Here is a 19,599-nt window from a genome sequence, read left to right as displayed (position 1 = left end):
ACCACCTCCAACAATTCACCATATAAATGAATACGCAACAAGTCATTTTCCTGGTACTTTCCGCAATATCCCTGGCATCTGCCATGGGGGTGATACTGAGCAAGAATCCTGTCACCAGCGTATTATGCCTGATCCTTACCTTCTTTACTATAGCCGGTCATTATGTAATGCTGAACGCACAGTTCCTGGCAGTGGTGCATATCATCGTATATGCAGGCGCCATTATGGTTCTGTTCCTGTTCGTGATCATGTTAATGAACCTGAATGCAGATGTAGAGCCGCAAAAACGTAACTGGTTAAAATATGCGGGTGCTATCAGCGGCGGTACACTGCTGGTAATACTGGTGGCTGCCCTGCGCGATGCCAGCATGCCTTCCCTGCAAAGCGGCTCCACAGATATCGGGCTGATCGCAAACCTGGGTAAAACCTTATTCCACCAATATGTGGTACCGTTTGAAATAAGCAGTGTGCTGTTCCTGAGCGCCATGGTAGGCGCCGTGGTGATCGGTAAAAAAGAATAGCAGCACACCGTAATCACATTCGTAATTCGCAATTGATAATTCGTAATTCAAAAATATGCCTGTTCAATACTACATATTTCTCAGCATAGCCTTGTTCTGTATAGGAATAATGGGCGTGCTGATGCGCAGGAACGCCATTATTATTTTCATGTGCATAGAGCTGTTGTTGAATGCCGTGAACCTGCTGCTGGTGGCCTTTTCTAAAATGTGGGCCGATGCGGGCCGTATAGATGCAGCAGCAGCGCAGATCTTTGTGTTCTTCATTATGGTGGTAGCAGCAGCAGAAGTGGCGGTGGGCCTGGCTATTATTGTCATGGTATACAGGAATACCCACTCCGTGGATATTAACATTCTGAACAGACTTAAAAACTAAAAACGCTTAATGCTTAATGTTTAACACTTAACGCAAAAGACAAAACATAATCAGCGTTCAGCGTTCCGCATTCAGCGTTTAGCATAAATCGTAATTGATAAATGATCAATCTCGTTTGGCTGGTACCAGTTTTACCATTATTGGGTTTCCTGATTAATGGATTAGGAAGGCGATACTTATCCAAATCCCAGGTAGGCGTTGTGGGCAGCGGTGTTATACTGGCTGCATTTGTAATTAGTGTAATGATATTCCTGGAGGTAAGGCAGCCGGGTTTCAGCGGGCAGGTAGTTACTTTGTTTGACTTCATTAATGTGGGCCGCCTGCAGATACCTTTTGCTTTCCAGGTAGACCAGCTGAGCGCCTTATTCCTGTTGATCATTACCGGTGTAGGCTCCCTCATTCATATTTACTCCACCTCTTATATGCATGATGAAAGTAACGAAGGTTTTGCCCGTTACTTTGCTTACCTGAACCTGTTCGTATTCTCCATGCTGCTGCTGGTGCTGGGCGCTAACTATGTGCTGATGTTCATTGGCTGGGAAGGTGTGGGTTTATGTTCTTACCTGCTGATCGGTTTCTGGTTTAAGAATGCAAGCTATAACAAGGCCGCTAAAAAGGCTTTTGTAATGAACCGCATTGGCGACCTGGGCTTTCTGCTGGGCATTTTTGGTATGATAGCCATGTTCAGCAGCGTTACCTTCTCAGAAGTGTTTTCCAAAACAGCAGCTTTAGGTGCACATAGTAATTACAGCAGCCAGATCGCAATTATTGCTATGCTGCTGTTTATAGGCGCTATGGGTAAATCGGCCCAGATCCCTTTATACACCTGGCTGCCGGATGCCATGGCCGGTCCTACACCGGTATCTGCCCTCATCCATGCTGCTACCATGGTAACCGCCGGTATTTATATGGTAGCCCGCAGCAACGTGTTATACACGCTGGCGCCGCAGATACAAACCGTTGTAGCGGTAATCGGTTTGGCTACTGCGCTGCTGGCAGCCTCCATTGCACTGGTACAGAATGACATTAAGAAAGTGCTGGCCTACTCCACTGTAAGCCAGCTGGGTTATATGTTCCTGGCCCTGGGCGTGGGCGCTTATACCGCTGCGGTATTCCACGTAATGACGCACGCGTTCTTTAAAGCCCTGCTGTTCCTGGGCTCCGGCTCCGTGATACATGCTATGGGCGGTGAGCAGGATATCCGCAAAATGGGCGGCCTTAAGAAATTTATGCCCACCACCAACTGGACCTTCCTGGTAGGCTGTCTGGCAATAGCCGGTATACCGGGCCTTTCCGGCTTCTTTTCTAAAGATGAGATACTGGCTCATACCTTTGAACATAACAAGATCATGTATGTGTTGGCCTTAGCCGGTGCGCTGATGACAGCATTTTACATGTTCCGCTTATACTACATTACTTTTACCGGTAGTTTCCGCGGCACACATGAGCAGGAACATCACCTGCATGAAAGCCCGGTAGCTATTACCCTTCCGCTGGTAATACTAGCCATACTATCCATAGTAGGCGGTTATATTGGCCTGCCGGAAGTATTTGGCGTAAAACACTGGCTGGCAGAATACCTGTCGCCCATTTTTGCGCCTTCTGCTCCGTTCATAGAAGCACATCACCTGGAGCATAGTATGGAATGGCTGTTAATGGGCCTGAGCTCTGTGCTGGTGATCATCTTTATTTTCATTGCCCGCAGCAAATATGTGAAGTATGCGGATACCGGCCGTGAAAATACCGGCCTGGCCAAAGTGCTGGAAAACAAGTGGTATGTAGATGAGCTGTATGATGCTGTGATCGTAAAGCCATTGGGCATGCTGTCCCGCTTCTTCCAGGATGCGCTGGAAAAAGCCGGTATAGACCGCCTGGTGAATGGTGTTGGCCGCAGCATTACCTGGGGCAGCCAGCAGGCACGCCGCCTGCAGAACGGGCAGGTAGGTTTCTACGTATTTGCCATGGTAATAGGAATTATCGTATTATTTGTGATAGGATTGTTGTTATAATAGACAAGCGAACGAAAAATTATGTTAACAGTTTTACTGATATTGATCCCTTTGGTAACAGGCCTGCTAACGTTTGGCCTGAAGGGGTCAGGACCTAAAGTGCTGGGCCTGATATCATCCCTGGCTTCTTTAGCCGTAGTGTTAGGCGCTTTGTTCCAGTTCCGGGCAGCCCCGGATACCCTGCATTTTGCCGTTAACTGGATCCCCCAGCTGGGCAGCCAGTTCAATGTGGGCCTGGATGGTATGGGGGTAATGCTTTGCCTGCTTACCGCTATTGCGTTCCTGCTGGTTTTTATAACCATCTTTAACCGTACGTATGAGAACCAGAGCAGCTTTTACGGTTTAATGCTGCTGTCGCAGGCCGGGCTGGTAGGCGTATTTACCGCTTACGATGCATTGCTGTTCTACGTTTTCTGGGAGCTGGCCTTAATACCGGTATACTTCCTGTGCTCTATGTGGGGCGGGGAAAAACGTGTGCCCGTTACGTTTAAATTCTTTGTTTACACCTTTGCAGGGTCTTTACTGATGCTGGTAGGCATCATTTACCTGTACCTGCAATCACCTGATAAGTCTTTCAGCTATGCTACTTTCACCAGCCTTAACCTGCCGGTGAAGGAGCAGTCCTGGTTATTCTGGCTGCTGTTTGTAGCCTTTGCTATTAAAATGCCCATCTTCCCTTTCCATACCTGGCAGCCGGATACGTATGAGCAGTCGCCTACGCCGGTAACCATGATCCTTTCCGGTGTAATGGTTAAAATGGGTTTGTTTGGCGTTATCCGCTGGCTGTTGCCGGTATTGCCCCAGGGCGCTTTCATGTGGGCGGATGTGGTAATGGTGCTGTCTGTGATCGGTATTATTTACGCTTCCTGTATAGCTATTGTGCAAACGGATTTCAAACGCCTGATCGCTTATTCTTCCATTGCGCACATCGGGTTAATGTGTGCTGCCATCTTTGCTAATAATGAGCAAAGCCTGCAGGGCATACAGGTGCAGATGTTCAACCACGGTATTAACATCATCGGGTTGTGGATAGTGGTAGAGATCATCCAGTCAAGGCTGAATGTAAAAAATCTGGACGAGCTGGGTGGCATTGCACAGGTAGCGCCGCGCCTGTCTATTTTCCTGGTAATTATTTCACTGGCTAATATTGCATTACCGCTTACCAATGGTTTTGTAGGTGAATTCCTGATGTTCAGCGGCTTGTTCCAGTATAACATGTGGTTAATGGGTGTTGCCGGTTTGGGCATCATACTGGCGGCTGTGTACACGCTGAATATGCTGCAGAAAGTAATTTTCGGGGAAAGCAATGCTTTAACCGCTACTACTACCGACCTGCAAAATTCAGAGCTGCTGGCGCTAAGCCTTATTGTGGGTGTGATACTGGTATTGGGCGTGTATCCCAAACCCATGCTGGACCTGGTAAGCAGCACTACAGAACTGGTAAATAAAGTATTTTAACAACATAAGGTCCTCAGACCAGCGTCCACAGACGACCGCCTGATCTTGTTACACTTTCAGAGCGGGGTATGCAGTGGACTATGGACTACGGACCGTGGACTTTCAAAAATATGAACGCATTAATTTCTACTGCTTTATCGGGTGTTGTGCTGATGTTTGTTGGTTTATTTGTCAGCAATAGGCAGCGCATTAAATATTTTGCTATCGCACTGGTGCTGGTGGCCTTTGTGGCTAACCTGCTGGAGCTCTCCACCCTGCAGGGCGGCAGCCAAACCTTGTTTGGTATGCTGGAGATAAGCAAATTTGGCCTCCTGTTCAATGCAGTGATGCTGGGTGCTACCTTATTATATTTTATGCTGTGCGGCAGTGAGTTTGAAAAAGTAGGAGAGCATGTAGCGGATTATTTTGCGTTGATATTCTTTATCCTCTCCGGGATTATGCTGGCATCCGGCTTTAGCAGCCTGCTGATGCTGTTCCTGGCCATTGAGATCATTTCTATTCCGCAATATATACTGGCCGGCGCTGATAAAAAGAACCTGAAAAGTAATGAGGCTTCCCTGAAATACTTTTTAATGGGCTCCTTTTCTACCGGTATCCTGTTAATGGGTATAGCGCTCATTTACGGCGCTTCCGGTACTTTTAATATTAATGAGCTGGCGCTGGGCACTGGCGAGCTGCATCCCTTAACCATTGGCGGTATAATGCTGCTGATCTTTGCGCTGGCCTTTAAGGTATCTGCCGTACCCTTCCACTTCTGGACACCGGATGTATATGATGGCTCACCCACCGTATTTACGGCCTTTATGGCTACCGTGGTAAAGGCGGGTGGTTTTATTGCTTTCCTGCGCCTGTTCCATGTAAGTTTTACCGGTGGCGCCATTAGCCAGCACTGGCTGCTGGTACTGGCCATTATTGCCGCAGCTACGCTGGTAATGGGTAACCTTACGGCTGTGTTCCAGCAAAGTGTAAAGCGTATGCTGGCATATTCCAGTATTGCGCAGGCAGGCTTTATGCTGCTGGCCGTAATTGCGCTCAATGAAACTGCTACCCAGGGTATTATTTTATATGCCGCTGCCTACAGCGTGGCTACTATTGGTATGTTTGGCGTGTTAATGAAAGTAAAGGACTACACTTTTGAAGGATTTAACGGCCTGGCCCGCAAACAGCCCTTGCTGGCACTGGCAGCCACTATCTTCCTGTTTTCACTGGCAGGTATTCCTTTAACAGCCGGGTTCTTTGCTAAATATTTTGTGCTGTCTGCCGTAGTGCAGCAGGGTAACCTGCTTTGGCTGGTAATACTGGCTGTGATCTGCGCTGCCATCAGCGTGTACTATTATTTCCGCGTTATTATGGCCATGTACTTCAAGGCCGGTGAACCGGAAGTAGCGCCATTTAGCCCTGCTTTTAAAACCGTCCTGATCATTGCTATCATCATTGTAATTGTACTGGGTGTTTATCCCGGCGTACTGTTACAGTGGGCATAATAGATCATTCAATAAAAGGGTGAAAAGTGAAAGGCTGCAATAAATGCCTGCCGCTTTTCACCTTTCTTTTTGCATAACCGCTTGTTTTCCACGCGCTCCCGTCGCCGTTCATCGCCTATCCGGCGCACCCTTCACCTTTCGGCTTTCAGCTTTCACCTTTTTACATTAACTTTAGCTGGAACCCTTTACTATGCAATTCCGTGACATTTTTTCCCTGGCGTACCGCTCAGTTAGCGCCAATCGTTTGCGAACCGGTCTTACAGTAGCCATCATTGCTTTTGGTATCATGGCCCTGGTGGGCATCCTGACTGCAATTGACAGCATTAAGGGCAGCTTGTACAGCAGTTTTGCCAGCATGGGCGCCAACAGTTTTTCTATCCGTAACCGGGAAATGATGATCCGCATGGGTGGTGGCGATAATGCCACCAAAGGCAGTAATAAGCAAAAGAAAAAAGTAAGGACCTCCAACCGCAATAAACGTATCTCTTACGAGGAAGCCATGGATTTCAAACAGCGGTTTTCCTTCCCTTCCATGGTAAGTATTTCTTTTAATGCCACCGGCATTGCTACGGTGTATAAAGATGATAAGAAAACCAACCCCAATGTGCAGGTAATTGGCGGGGATGAAAATTACATACAGTTCTCCAACTACATACTGGAACAGGGCCGTAATTTTAACGACCAGGACGTAACCTCCGGCCAGAATGTGGCGCTGCTGGGACATGATGTGGCCGTAAAGCTGTTTGGCCGTAACCTGAAAAATGTAGTGAATAATACCGTGCGTGTGGGTGATGTGCGTTACCGCATCATTGGATTGCTGGGCTCCAAAGGCAGCAGTAACATTATGAGCGCAGATAATATTGTGCTTACTACGGTTAACAATACACGCCGTGTATTTAACCGGCCAACGGCTTCTTACCAGATCGGGGTGGCGGTAAATGCCGTGCAGCAAATGGATGCAGCCGTGGGGGAGGCTACCGGCCTTTTCCGGATCATACGCCACCTGGACCTTAATGAAAGCGATAATTTTTACATCAGCAAAAGTGATAGCCTGGCAGAAATGCTGTTCAGCAGTTTAAGCAAGGTAACCATTGCTGCAGCAGTTATAGGTTTTATTACATTGTTTGGTTCTGCTATTGGGCTCATGAATATCATGCTGGTATCTGTGGCAGAGCGTACCCGTGAGATCGGGGTGAACAAAGCCCTGGGGGCTACCGCGCCTACCATCCGCAAACAGTTTATTTACGAAGCCATCATTATTAGCGTGGCCGGCGGTTTGCTGGGCGTGTTCCTGGGCATGATCGTAGGTAATATAACTTCGCTGCTGTTAAAGACCAGTTTTGTAGTGCCCTGGTTGTGGATCACATTGGGCATAGCATTGTGTGCCACCGTAGGGCTCATATCTGGCATTTACCCTGCCATCAAGGCTTCCCGCCTGGATCCTATAGTAGCGTTGCGCTACGAATAACCGTTTACGACCTTATTAATAGCTGCCCGGGTGATACAAAATTAACCGGGCAGGAAATTTTTTTTATTCATAGCTTTATCGCATCGGTAAACCATTAAAATCATCTAACCGTGGGATCTCCAACAGAAAATTTCAAGGCATTAGGTTTAAGCCTGCCGCCGGCGCCAACTCCATTAGGCGTGTACAAGCCTTTTTTAATAGATGGTAAGCACGTATATGTATCCGGCCATGGCCCCGTGCAGGACGATAAAAGCCTGATCATTGGCCGCATTGGCGCGGACCTGGATATTGAGCAGGGCAAGCTGGCTGCAAGGCAGGTGGGCCTTACCATCCTGGCTACACTGGTGGCTAACCTGGGCAGCCTGGATAAAATTAAAAGAGTGATCAAAGTATTAGGGATGGTGAACGGTACCCCGGATTTTGCACGACACCCTTATGTGATCAATGGCTGCAGCGAGCTGTTTGCCAAAATATGGGGAGAGGATAATGGGATTGGGGTACGAAGCGCCGTGGGCATGGGTTCCCTGCCGGATAATATTCCCGTGGAAATAGAAGCGCTCTTTGAGCTGCACGACTAATTAATAATTAAGAATGAATAATTAATAATAAAGTAGGCAAGCTCTTTGTGGTGTACCTGCACAACAGTTGTTCATTCAATATTCCGTATAGAACAATGAATAGTTTAGTGAACGGTGAGCAAACAAAATTCTCATAACTATTATTCATTCACAAATTATACGCAGTATCAACCTTCAGCAACAGTACTGGCACAACAATTATTCATTTTAATTATTCATTCTTAATTATAATGTGGTATTCTCTTGAAAATGAAGCCCAGATAGACTCCCCGGCCCTGCTGGTATATACCGGCAGAGTAAAGGAGAATATTGAGCTGGTGAAAAGCAGGATAGACGATGTACAACGGTTACGCCCACACGTAAAAACCGTTAAGATAGCAGAGGTAGTGCAGCTGATGCAGGCAGCCGGCATACAGAAATTTAAATGCTCCACCATTGCTGAAGCAGAAATGTTAGGCCTGGTAAATGCGGCTGATGTGCTGCTGGCTTATCAGCCGGTAGGCCCTAAAGTAGCAAGGCTGGCTGCATTGGTGCAAAAGTATCCGCAAACCAGTTTCTCCTGCCTGGTAGATAATGTGATGGCTGCAACAGCCATTGCTGAGTATTTTGATGCGCAAAAGTTAAATCTGCCGGTGTACCTGGACCTGAACGTAGGCATGCAAAGAACGGGTGTTATACCAGGTACAGCAGCACTGGAGCTGTATGCACAGCTGTTTTCATTAAAAGGTGTTACACCAGCAGGGCTGCATGCATACGACGGCCACCTGCACGATGAAGCAATTGAGATCCGTACCCAGCGCTGTAATGCGGCATATGAGCCGGTAGCTGCGCTGGCGCAGGCCATTACAGATAAAGGGTTGCCCGCTCCCAAAATTGTAGCAGGCGGTACGCCCACCTTTCCCATTCATGCACAGCGCAACGGTGTAGAATGCAGCCCCGGCACCTTTGCTTTCTGGGACTGGGGATACCAGCAACATTTGCCGGATCAAACGTACAATTATGCTGCATTGGTTATGACAAGAGTGGTATCGCACCCGGCAGAAGGGTTGCTTTGCCTGGATCTGGGACATAAATCTGTAGCTGCAGAAAACCCGCTGCCTAACCGCGTACACTTCCTGAATGCACCGGAAGCAAGCCCGGTATCACAAAGCGAGGAGCACCTGGTGATCAAAGTAGCTGATACGGCTGCTTACCCGGTAGGCACGGTATTGTATGGCGTACCCTATCATATATGCCCTACCGTAGCCCTTTATGATAAAGCATACATCATTGCCCATCACAGCGGTGAAAGCCAGTGGCAGGTAATAGCAAGGAATAGAACTATATTAATTTAATAATGTGCAGATATGCAAATGTGCAAATTGGATCTGCACATCTGCATATCTGCACATAAAAACATTTGACCGTGTTTGTAATAGATGCACACCTGGACCTGAGCATGAATGCCATGGAATGGAACCGTAACCTGCGGTTACCTGTAAACGAGATCAGAGCAAGAGAGCAGGGCTTAACGGATAAGCCGGACCGCGCCAAAGGCGTAGTAGCCCTGCCGGAGCTGCGTAAAGGCAATATAGGCCTGGTGGTAGCTACGCAGATAGCCCGTTTTGTAGCGCCGGATAACCCGCTGCCCGGCTGGTTTTCGCCGGAGCAGGCCTGGGCGCAAACCCAGGGCCAGCTGGCCTGGTACCAGGCCATGGAAGAAGCAGGGGAGATGGTGGCTATTACAGACCTGGCATCGCTGGAAAGACATTTAGCGCTGTGGAATAACAGCAAAAAGTCCAATGAGCAAAAGCCGGTAGGTTACATCCTGAGCCTGGAAGGTGCGGATTCTATTGTAGATACTTACTACCTGCAATGGGCATACGAATATGGCTTACGCGCTGTAGGCCCCGCCCACTATGGCCCCGGACGTTATGCACAGGGCACGGATGCCACTGGTAAAATGACGCCCCGGGGGCATGAGCTGCTGAAAGAAATGGAGCGCCTGAATATTATTTTAGGTGCCACGCATTTATGTGATGATAGTTTCTGGGATGCCATGGATCACTTTAACGGGCATGTATGGGCCAGCCATAACAACTGCCGCGCATTGGTGGATCATAACCGCCAGTTCAGTGATGAGCAGATCAAAGAGCTGGTGGCACGTAATGCCGTAATAGGCGGTGCGCTGGATGCATGGATGATGGTGCCGGGCTGGCAAAGAGGCGTATCAGATCCCAAAGCTATGAACTGCTCGCTGGAAGTAATGGTAGATCACCTGGATCATATTTGCCAGATAGCGGGTAATGCGCTGCACATTGGCATTGGTTCTGACCTGGGTGGCGCTTTTGGTAAAGCGCAATGCCCGTATGACCTGGAAACCATTGCCGACCTGCAAACCGTACCGGCGCTGCTGGAAAAACGCGGTTACTCCGCAGCGGATATTGAAAATGTAATGCACGGGAACTGGCTGCGCTTTTTACGCAATGCCTGGAAGTAAACATATCCCCGTCATTGCGAGGAACGAAGCAATCTCCTGCCGTTCGCGGGATTACTTCGTCGCCCCTTGCGCAATAGCTTTACACTGCGCCTCGCAATGACGGATATAAAAAAAAGATCCCGTTCACTCACAGTGAACGGGATCTGTAAAAATATTAAACAGTAGGATTACTCAGCTACTACTTCAAATTCCAGCTCAGCTTCATTGCCTTTACCGAAATCGATCTTTGCTTTGTAAGTGCCCAGTTCTTTCACGTCGTCCAGGATGTGGATGCGGCGGCGGTCAATTTCGTAACCTTTCTGCTCTTTAATAGCACGTGCAATCTGCACACCGGTTACGCTACCGAATATTTTACCGGAAGTGCCTGTTTTAGCGCCGATCTTAACCGGGCCTGCTTTCAGCACTTCTACCACCTTGGCAATTTCAGACAGCAGCTTTTCTTCTTTCACTTTCTGCACTTTCAGGCGTTCCTGTAATTGCTTCATGTTAGAAGGGCTGGCCTCTACTGCAACTTTCTGGGGGATCAGGAAGTTCCTGGCATAACCGTTTCTCACGTTTACCAGCTCATTTTTCTGGCCCAGATTATCAACGTCTTGTATTAAGATGATTTGCATAACTTTTTCTTACTTTAAAAGGTCAGTAACATAAGGCAATAAAGCCATTTGACGAGCTTTCTTAATAGCCTGGGCTACTTTACGCTGAAATTTCAGAGAGTTACCCGTAATACGGCGGGGTAGCATTTTACCCTGATCATTGAGGAACTTTTTCAGGAATTCCGCGTCTTTGTAATCCACATACTTGATGCCCATTTTCTTGAAGCGGCAGTATTTCTTCTGACGCTTCTCGGTTTTAACGGCGGTTAAGTACTTAATTTCTTGTTTTACTGCCATAACTTTAAGCTTCTACGGTTTTAGAATCAGCACTCACGCCATGTCTCTTTCTGCCATTATATTCAACGGCATACTTGTCCAGCGCTGTGATCATGTGGCGTAATACATTTTCATCGCGGTTCAGCTGAATCTTCAGCTTCTCATTGAGGTCGGATGGCGCACTGTACTCCAGAACCAGGTACATGCCCGTGGTTTTCTTCTGGATAGGGTACGCCAGTGATCTTAATCCCCAGGGATTTTCGTGCGTTACAGTTCCACCGGTCTCTTTTATAAGATCAGCGAACTTCTTTTGGGCGACTTTGTAGTCTTCCTCAGAAAGCACAGGGGTAAAGATCACCATCAATTCGTAATTGTTCATTTCCCTGTTTTTAAATGTTGTTTAAAAATTTACTTCAAATACCCAATAAAATTGGGACGGCAAAGATACAATACTATTTTCAATTCCCAAGCTTAAATAGCCGCACTTTCCGGGGTTTTTGAGGTGCCCGCGGCCGGAAAGCCTTTTTCCAGGCGGCCAGGGAAAGGATGGAGTTTTAAAAGAGAATGTAAAAATATGATAATTAGCTGGTTAATTATGTTTGCCTGACCCCCTGCCGGTATTATAAATTATCTTTCGGGTTGATTATCTTTATAAGGAAAGCCCGGAAAACCCTTACAATTTATCCTAAGACCCTCTTTTTAACCTATGGCCTCCCATATCAATCACCTTAAAATTCCACTGAAGCATGAAAAAGCCTTTACCCAACTCTTGCAAGGCCCTGTGTGCCCTGCTGCTGGTCCTGTGCGGCTATGCCCTGCCCGCCCGCTCTCAGTCGTCCGTGTTTAATGGCCCGGCAGAAATGCTGCAAAGCAGTATGCACAACCTGTTTATTTCGTCCAACGGCCGGTATTACATTCAGACCAATGGCGGCAACACCGGTTTTAACTACTGGTGGAATGCCAATGGTTTAGATGCGCTGGTGGATGGTTACCTGCGCAACCGCAGCAGCACCTATACCACCCGCATGAAAAACCTGCTGTATGGTATTAAGGCCACCAATGGCAATACCTACATCAATTATTTTTATGATGATATGGAGTGGATGGCTATTTCCACCCTGCGGGCCTACCAGCATACCGGTGACACCGCCTATATGAACGCCGCCAACATCCTGTGGACGGACATTCAAACCGGCATTCATCCCGAAAGGGGCGGCGCCATTCAATGGAACAAGGGTACGCCCAACTCCTTTAACGCCTGCGCCAATGCACCTGCCGTGATCTTTGCCGCCCGCCTGTACCAGCAAAATGGCAATGCCGCCACGCTCACCGCTGCCCAGAATATTTATAACTGGACGAAAAGTGTGCTCGTAAACCCAAGCACCGGCGCAGTGTACGATAGTTATGATGCAGGCTCCAATACGGTGAATACCAATCCGGATTGGGTATTTTCCTACAACGTAGGCACCTGGATAGGCGCTGCGCTGGAGCTGTACCAGGTTACGGGCAACAGTACCTATATGGATGATGCAGTAAGAACCGCGGAATACGCCATGAACACCCGTTTGTACAATGGCGTTTTTTTTACCAATGAAACCGGTGGTGGCGACGGTGGCCTGTTCAAAGGCATTTTTATCCGCTACTTTACCCTGCTGGCCAGGGAAGGCAATTTACCGGCAGCCACCCGGCAGCGTTATACCAATGCGCTCAAAACCAGCGCCCAGGCGCTTAACGGCCAGGGTATTAACCCATCCAATGGCCTGGTAAATCCTGTGTGGACCACCCAACCCGGTGCTTCTACAGATTACTCCACCCAGCTAAGCGGGGTAATGATGCTGGAAGCCGCTGCCACGCTGGACCAGGCTTTCGTTTACAAAGACCTGAACTACGGTGGTTACTCCGCCGGTTTTGCGCCCGGCAGTTATACGTATAATGATATTATTGCCAGGGGTGCGCTGAATGACGACATTACCTCCTTTACCCTGCCGGAAGGTTATTCCATTACCCTATACCAGGATGATAACTATGCCGGGGCTAATGCCACTTTTACCGCTAACACGCCCTGGGTGGGCGCTAGCTGGAATGATCTTGCCTCTTCCCTGCGTGTGAACCGCACCGGTGGCGACGGCTTAAAGGGTGAGTATTACCAGGGCATGAACTTCAACACCTTTAAGCTCAGCCGCAATGATGAGAATATTAATTTTAACTGGGCCAATGGTTCCCCGGATTACACCATCCGCCCGGATAGCTTCTCTGCCCGCTGGACCGGGCGCATTAAACCCCGTTATACGGAAACCTATACATTTTACCTGAACAGCGACAATGGCCGCCACCTATGGATCAATAACCAGCTGCTCATTGATCAATGGATAGATAACTGGAATGTGGAATACACTGCCACTATTACTTTGACGGCAGACCAGTTATATGATATACGCCTGGAATACTTTGAGCATAACGGCGGAGCCGCCTGTAAGCTGGAATGGTCCAGCCCTTCACAAGCAAGGGAGGTAATACCGGCCAGCCGTTTTTACACGCCGCCCGCAGCTGCCCGCAAAGCTGCACCAGCTATTATTACGGCAAATGATAAGGATGCCAATATGCTGCTTACCGCCAGTCCAAACCCGCTGAGCGACCGGGTACGCATCCAGGTAGCCAATGCCGGCACAGCTGCCCGCCTGCAGGTGCAGGTATATAACCTGAGCGGCGCAATGGTGAAACCTTTGCAGTTTATAGAGAATGGCCAGCAGGCCGACCTGGCGGGCTTGCCAGCCGGTATGTACATTTTGCAGGTAAGAACCGGCAATAAAATATTTACCAAAAAAGTGCTGAAGCATTGATGTAACGGGCTTTCCGGGCTTTCATAAAACAGGCATACTATTGAAGGTATGCCTGCCTTAAATTATAAGCTTAGCCTCAAGTAAAAAAGGCTGCCCCGGTAAGGGACAGCCTTTTTAGCATGGTTTCTCAACAAAAGATTATTGGGCAATGAATATTTGGCTTACCTGTGATTTATTACGTGTTTGTACCCGCAGGAAGTAAATGCCGTTAGGCAGCTTGCTTACATCCAGCTCTTTGTAGTTACGGCCAGGTACCAGTGTTACAGGACCCTGGTAGCGGATGCGTCCAAACAGGTCTATGAGCTGTAATTGTGCAGGGCCGCTGGAATTTTTGTCAATGTCCAGCCATACCTGCAGCTTGTGGCCCAGTAAACACCAGATAAAGCGCCAGATGATGTCTCTGAGCTCTATGTTCACAGATTGTACTGCGCTGTACTGGATGTTGCCAGCCAGGTTTTCCAATCTTAAGCGGTAGTAGTTCCGGCCTAACCAGGGGCTGTTATCATAAGCCTGGTAATTGTTCGGGAAGGTAGTAGTGCCGTGTGCAGCTACCGTATCAATGGCATTCCAGCCACGCTGGTCTTTAGAGCGTTCTACCACAAAGCGGGCTAAATTGGTTTCTGTATTTGTACGCCAGTTCAGCCTTACGCGGCCGGTATCCACCGTTGCAGTAAAGGCCGGTATGCTGTTCTGGTGTGCCAGGGTATGCAGGTTATAGCGGGTTATAACCGGGTAGTGGTCTGTAGTAGTGCTGCTATAGCTGCTCACAAGCTGCGCAGCTTGCGTAAACACCATGGCGGATCCGGGCAGGTAGGCCTGTCCCATTTCATTGGAGGCGATCACATTATCGATCACAGTGGGGAACGATACGGTAGATTGCTGCCCTGCCAGGCTTAGCGGCAATGTAAGCGGATCGTAATCCGCAGTATCAGTTACAAAGTTGATGTAAGAAGTGGTGGTATCCGGCGCCAGCTCTGTGGTAATGGTTTTATCCAGCGCGTCGTTAAAGTCGCCCAGCATCAGGATGTTGCTGTATGGGTATTGCGTATCCAGCGAATCTTTCAGCTCAATGTTGCCACCTTTGCGGCGGTAGTACGCTTCAATTTTTTCTGATGCGCTGCCCGTATTAGCCTTGGCATGCAGCAGTACAAAATTTATGCGGGCGCTATCGCCATTCAGGTTGGCTACGGCTTCCATGAAATAAGGGAAGCGGCCGGATGACCAGTTGTAATAAGCGCTATCGCTGCCACCCTGGCGTAATACGCCGTAAGTGCGCAGGCTTCTTACAACAGATGTTTTATATACAAAGGCCAGTTTTTGTGCGCTTACATAATCCGGGTCGTTCACATTATCTGCATAGGAACCAAAGTCGGAAAGCATATAGCTGTAACCCGGCAGCTGGCTTACCACCTGTTTAAAGCGGGCAGTATCCACTACTTCTGCCAGGGCAAAAACATCCGCATTTAGTTTTTGGAGAATGGCAGTTACGTTGGCCTGCTGCAGGCTGTCGTTGGTAGGGGCTTGCGCCGGGCTGCCAAACCATTCTATATTCCAGTTCACCACTTTCAGGGAACGTAAGGAAGTACCGGTGAGCTGTATGCGGCTGGTACTGAAACCAGCTGTGCTAAAAGTAAGGGTACCGCTGTAGTTCTGATCTGCCGTGGTAGGGCTGAATTTTACCCAGGCTGTTTGCGGGCCTGCGCCAACCGTAGCAGCATCATAGGTAAGTACCGGGCCGTAGCTACCCGCGCTATCTCTGGAAAGGCTGAAGGCCGCAGGTGCAGTAATCAGTAAAGTGTCTGTAATATTATTACCCCAGAAAGTGATCTTTTGCGGGGCCGCCGTTTGGCCTGCCTGCACATAATCAAAGTCCAGCGCAGCCGGGCTGCTGGTGATGCTGGGCGAGGGCGCTACTACACTGTTATACAAGTTAATATCGTCCAGTGTCCAGCGGGCAGCATTCAGGCTGGGAGAGGAGGTGTACACAAATGCAATGTACACGCTATCCTGCTTAAAGCCGGCCAGGTTAATGCTGTCAGACAGCTGCCAGGCATCAGAGCCCTGTGCGGGGAACTGCCCGTTCAGCAGGGTCCAGGTGGCGGTATGCGGGTTGCTGTGCCCATCGTAATCAGTGCTTACCATTAGCTGTAAAGCCGGTCCGGTAAACGCGGTACGGCTGGCAAAACGCAGCAGGGGATAGGTGAAGCTGCTAAGATCAAAAGAAGGAGAGATCAGCCAATCCTCATTTTCAACTGCACCGCCGCTAAAACCGTTGATCTGTACACCGTTGCTGCTGTTCTGTCCAAATGTAGTACAGCCCCACAGCTGCGCGCCGCTTGCACTGTATTGCATAAAACCGCCGGAAAGCAGGGGACTGCCGCTGGGCGTACAATCGTTAAAGTTAAAGCTCAGTACCTGCTGGCCAGTGGTAAAATGCCAGCTGCTGCTGTCGGTAATACCGGCAAAAGCATTACCGGAAAGATCTGTTACAGCACCGCTATCCAGGGTAATGTAATAGGAGCTGAGGGGTTGCAGGAGTATAAGGTTCACCGTAAGGGTGGTATTGGAAATAAGCACCAGTGAGCTGTTAACATCCAGCATCTGCTGGGTGCCGGTGCTTGTGTTGTGCAACACCAGGTAGCCGGTAGCCGGTTTTATGTTTTCTGTAAAGGTGATCTGCGGGCGCACATTGGGTGCGGCAGCAGTATCGCCTTTTACCGGTAGCAGTGCGCTGATGGCTGGTGCGGTAGTATCGCCGCCGCTGCCGCCAGCTACTATATTATCTACCGCAAAGCTGGGGCGGGAGCCTGCCCCGTTGATCTGCCGGTTTACCCAGCGCAGCTGCACCAGCGGCTGGTTGTTACAGTCCGGAGGTAACACTACCGACACAGTGGCCGGGTTTTGCGGGGTGGTAACGCCAGAAGTGGTTTGGGTGATAGTATCGTTCTGGTACAGGGTGCCCGGTACATTGGTAAAGGCGCCGGTGCTGCCCACACGGTACTGCAGCGTAACCTCGTTAATGCGGGTATTGCTGCTGCCATCGTAAGGGTTGCGCAGCGTCATTACATCGTACCGGAAAGCAATGTTTAGCTGTCCGCTGGTGTTAAGGCCCAGCGCCAGGCTGTTATCTGCTGATCCGCTGTTCAGGAACCCCAGCTTGCCATTGTAGTTATAGGCGCCGTTGGTGGTGGATGAGGCGGTACCGGTTAGCAGCGCTTTATCACTGGCCGGTGCAGCAGTATTAAAGCTGCCGGAAGGAGAGCCGCTTAAAGCCCAGCCCTGCCAGCCTGCGGGATATGTGGTGGCGGCGGGCGCCAGGGCATCAAAGTTCTGCTGATAAGGCAGCGCCTGCGGGGCGGGTTGGGTTTGTGCCCAGGCCGCGGCGTTTACAAAAAGGGCAATAAATAAGAATGCGGGTAACGGTTTATGCATACGCAATCCAGGTTTTCTGAGTTAAGAGATGTTTAGAATGATTATTGAAAGCAGATCTGTAAGGGATTAAACAGGTACATGCAAAATACAATTCTTTGGGTGGCTTCACAGGGCCGGTGCATGATCTATTTGTTAAGTTATGAATTTTATAAGCAAAACCGCTACATTACGTCAACTTGTCAGCCGGAAACCGCTGGCACGGCCTTTGAAAAAATCATGTAAAAATCTGAATTCCCATGCAGAAAGGTGCCATACGCGTACAAACAGAAAACATTTTCCCCATTATCAAAAAATTCCTCTATTCTGATCACGAGATCTTTATCCGCGAACTGGTGAGCAATGCCGTGGATGCCACGCAAAAGCTCAAAACCCTGGCCAGTGTAGGCGAGTTTAAAGGAGAGCTGGGAGCCCTTGAAATAACAGTTAAGCTGGACAAAGAGAACAAAACCCTTACCATTTCCGACCGCGGTATTGGCATGACTGCGGAGGAAGTGGACAAATACATTAACCAGGTGGCTTTTTCCGGTGCGGAAGAGTTCCTGAAAAAATACAAGGGGCAGAATGAGGGTACCAACATTATCGGTCATTTTGGCCTGGGCTTTTATTCTTCCTTTATGGTAAGTAACCAGGTGGAGATTATCACCCGCTCCTGGAGGCCCGATGCCGAAGCAGTGCGCTGGGAATGCGATGGCAGCCCGGAATACCAGCTGGATACTACTACCAAAGAAGACCGGGGTACGGATATCGTGATGCACATTAACGAGGAAAGCGAAGAATTCCTGGATGAGAACCGCATTCGCAGCATCCTGGAAAAATTCTGTAAGTTCCTGCCTGTACCCATTAAGTTTGAAGATAAGCAGATCAACAATCCAGCTCCTGCCTGGACGCGCAAGCCTTCTGAGCTAACGCCCCAGGACTACCAGGATTTTTATAAAGAGCTGTATCCTTTTGCAGAAGCGCCGCTTTTCTGGATACACCTGAATGTGGACTACCCGTTCAACCTGACCGGTATCCTGTACTTCCCGAAAATATCCAAGAGCTACGAGATCCAGAAAGACAAGATCAACCTGTACTCCAACCAGGTATATGTAACAGATGAAGTGAAGGATATTGTACCGGAGTTCCTGATGCTGCTGCACGGCGTAATAGACAGCCCGGACATTCCGCTGAATGTGAGCCGCAGTTACCTGCAGGGCGATCCGAATGTGAAAAAGATCAATGCCCACATCACTAAAAAAGTGGCCGATAAGCTGGACGAAATGTTCCGTACAGACCGGAAGAGCTTTGAAGAGAAATGGGAATCCATTGGCCTGTTTGTGAAATACGGCATGATGACGGACGATAAGTTCCTGGAAAAAGCCAACAAATTCCATGTAATGGAAGATGTGGAGGGAGGTAAATTCTACACACTGGAAGAATACCGCCAGGAAGCGCAGGCCCTGCAGAACAATAAGGAAAATAAGCTGGTGATCCTGTATGCCACCAATCCTGTACAGCAGGATAGCTACATACAGGCTGCCCAGGCAAAGGGTTATAAGGTAGTGAAGCTGGAAACCATTGTGGATGCGGCTTTTATTAACAATATGGAAATGAAGTGGGAGAACGTACAGTTCACCCGCGTAGATGCTGATATTGCCGATAGCCTGATAGACAAGGACGAAAAAACGGAACATGTACTTACCCAGGACCAGGAAAGCAAGCTGAAGGAAATATTTACACAGCAGGTGCCGCAGCCCAATATTAAAGTGGAGCTGAAAGGCCTGAGCGCAGAGGCGCAGCCGGTGATCGTAACCCGTTCTGAATTTATGCGCCGTATGAAAGATATGGCCGCAGTAGGTGGCGGCGGTATGAACTGGTATGCCAACATGCCCGACGAGATCAGCATGACGGTGAATGCCAACCACCCCATTTATCAGCAAATACTGGAGGAGAACGACGGCGACAAGCAGCAGAAACTGGTACGCAACCTGGCAGATCTTGCCCTGCTTTCCCAGAACCTGTTGACAGGCGCTGATCTTACCGCTTTTGTGAACCGCAGTGTGGAGCTGCTGGGCGGCGAAAAAAAGAGTAAGATCATTTTACAATAAA

15 protein-coding genes are annotated in these 19,599 nt (G+C 49.0%); 11 read left to right on the top strand and 4 right to left on the bottom strand.

All coding sequences use genetic code 11. The features are described from left to right. Window positions 1-26: 26 nt before the first annotated feature. From KVT36_RS02490 to KVT36_RS02450, 9 genes are all read left to right on the top strand, one after another. Window positions 27-521, top strand: a complete 495-nt coding sequence (locus tag KVT36_RS02490) for an NADH-quinone oxidoreductase subunit J (protein WP_217601904.1) — start codon at window positions 27-29, stop codon at window positions 519-521. A 55-nt stretch (window positions 522-576) separates the two neighbouring features. Further along, on the top strand, window positions 577-894 hold the full coding sequence (nuoK, locus tag KVT36_RS02485; protein WP_217601903.1) for an NADH-quinone oxidoreductase subunit NuoK: 318 nt from the start codon (window positions 577-579) through the stop codon (window positions 892-894). Between the two features lie 101 nt (window positions 895-995). Beyond that, on the top strand, window positions 996-2,903 hold the full coding sequence (gene nuoL, locus KVT36_RS02480; protein ID WP_217601902.1) for an NADH-quinone oxidoreductase subunit L: 1,908 nt from the start codon (window positions 996-998) through the stop codon (window positions 2,901-2,903). 21 nt (window positions 2,904-2,924) lie between these two features. Then, window positions 2,925-4,361, top strand: coding sequence for a NuoM family protein (locus KVT36_RS02475; RefSeq protein WP_217601901.1), 1,437 nt, complete (start codon window positions 2,925-2,927; stop codon window positions 4,359-4,361). Between the two features lie 110 nt (window positions 4,362-4,471). After that, a complete protein-coding gene (locus KVT36_RS02470; RefSeq protein WP_217601900.1) occupies window positions 4,472-5,845 on the top strand; it encodes an NADH-quinone oxidoreductase subunit N in 1,374 nt (457 codons plus the stop codon). A 190-nt stretch (window positions 5,846-6,035) separates the two neighbouring features. Further along, the gene (locus tag KVT36_RS02465) at window positions 6,036-7,313 is read left to right on the top strand and encodes an ABC transporter permease (RefSeq protein ID WP_217601899.1); all 1,278 of its coding nucleotides are present in this window, start codon (window positions 6,036-6,038) and stop codon (window positions 7,311-7,313) included. 110 nt (window positions 7,314-7,423) lie between these two features. Further along, the gene (locus tag KVT36_RS02460; RefSeq protein WP_217601898.1) at window positions 7,424-7,891 is read left to right on the top strand and encodes a RidA family protein; all 468 of its coding nucleotides are present in this window, start codon (window positions 7,424-7,426) and stop codon (window positions 7,889-7,891) included. 230 nt (window positions 7,892-8,121) lie between these two features. Next, window positions 8,122-9,225 (top strand): D-TA family PLP-dependent enzyme, encoded by a 1,104-nt coding sequence (locus KVT36_RS02455; protein WP_217601897.1) that lies wholly within the window; start codon window positions 8,122-8,124, stop codon window positions 9,223-9,225. 71 nt (window positions 9,226-9,296) lie between these two features. Further along, window positions 9,297-10,370 carry a membrane dipeptidase gene (locus tag KVT36_RS02450; protein ID WP_217601896.1) on the top strand — a complete coding sequence of 358 codons (1,074 nt, stop codon included), beginning with the start codon at window positions 9,297-9,299 and terminating at the stop codon, window positions 10,368-10,370. Between the two features lie 167 nt (window positions 10,371-10,537). Here KVT36_RS02450 and rplI read toward each other — a convergent pair whose 3' ends face one another. The 3 genes from rplI to rpsF are packed head-to-tail and all read right to left on the bottom strand — an operon-like array spanning window position 10,538 to window position 11,618. Beyond that, complete coding sequence (rplI, locus tag KVT36_RS02445; protein ID WP_089906129.1) at window positions 10,538-10,984, bottom strand: 50S ribosomal protein L9; 447 nt, start codon at window positions 10,982-10,984, stop codon at window positions 10,538-10,540. Between the two features lie 9 nt (window positions 10,985-10,993). Beyond that, window positions 10,994-11,260: a 30S ribosomal protein S18 gene (gene rpsR / locus KVT36_RS02440; RefSeq protein WP_089906128.1), complete on the bottom strand. Its 267-nt coding sequence runs from the start codon at window positions 11,258-11,260 to the stop codon at window positions 10,994-10,996. 4 nt (window positions 11,261-11,264) lie between these two features. Then, window positions 11,265-11,618 (bottom strand): 30S ribosomal protein S6, encoded by a 354-nt coding sequence (rpsF, locus tag KVT36_RS02435; protein ID WP_089906127.1) that lies wholly within the window; start codon window positions 11,616-11,618, stop codon window positions 11,265-11,267. A gap of 367 nt (window positions 11,619-11,985) precedes the next feature. Between rpsF and KVT36_RS02430 the strand changes: the two genes are divergently transcribed. Then, window positions 11,986-14,079: a glycoside hydrolase family 76 protein gene (locus tag KVT36_RS02430; RefSeq protein ID WP_217601895.1), complete on the top strand. Its 2,094-nt coding sequence runs from the start codon at window positions 11,986-11,988 to the stop codon at window positions 14,077-14,079. Between the two features lie 138 nt (window positions 14,080-14,217). On the opposite strand, the gene KVT36_RS02425 is transcribed toward KVT36_RS02430, so the two are convergent. Next, entirely contained in the window at window positions 14,218-17,511 is a 3,294-nt protein-coding gene (locus KVT36_RS02425) for an Ig-like domain-containing protein (protein ID WP_217601894.1), read from the bottom strand. A gap of 236 nt (window positions 17,512-17,747) precedes the next feature. Here KVT36_RS02425 and htpG point away from each other — a divergent pair, with 236 nt between their 5' ends. Next, a complete protein-coding gene (htpG, locus tag KVT36_RS02420; protein ID WP_217601893.1) occupies window positions 17,748-19,598 on the top strand; it encodes a molecular chaperone HtpG in 1,851 nt (616 codons plus the stop codon). The last annotated feature ends 1 nt before the right edge of the window (window position 19,599 follow it).

The organism is Chitinophaga sp. GbtcB8, from assembly GCF_019091455.1.
GTDB lineage: Bacteria > Bacteroidota > Bacteroidia > Chitinophagales > Chitinophagaceae > Chitinophaga.
Note: the sequence above shows the minus strand (reverse complement) of the source record. Positions and strands in the feature narration are given on the sequence as shown.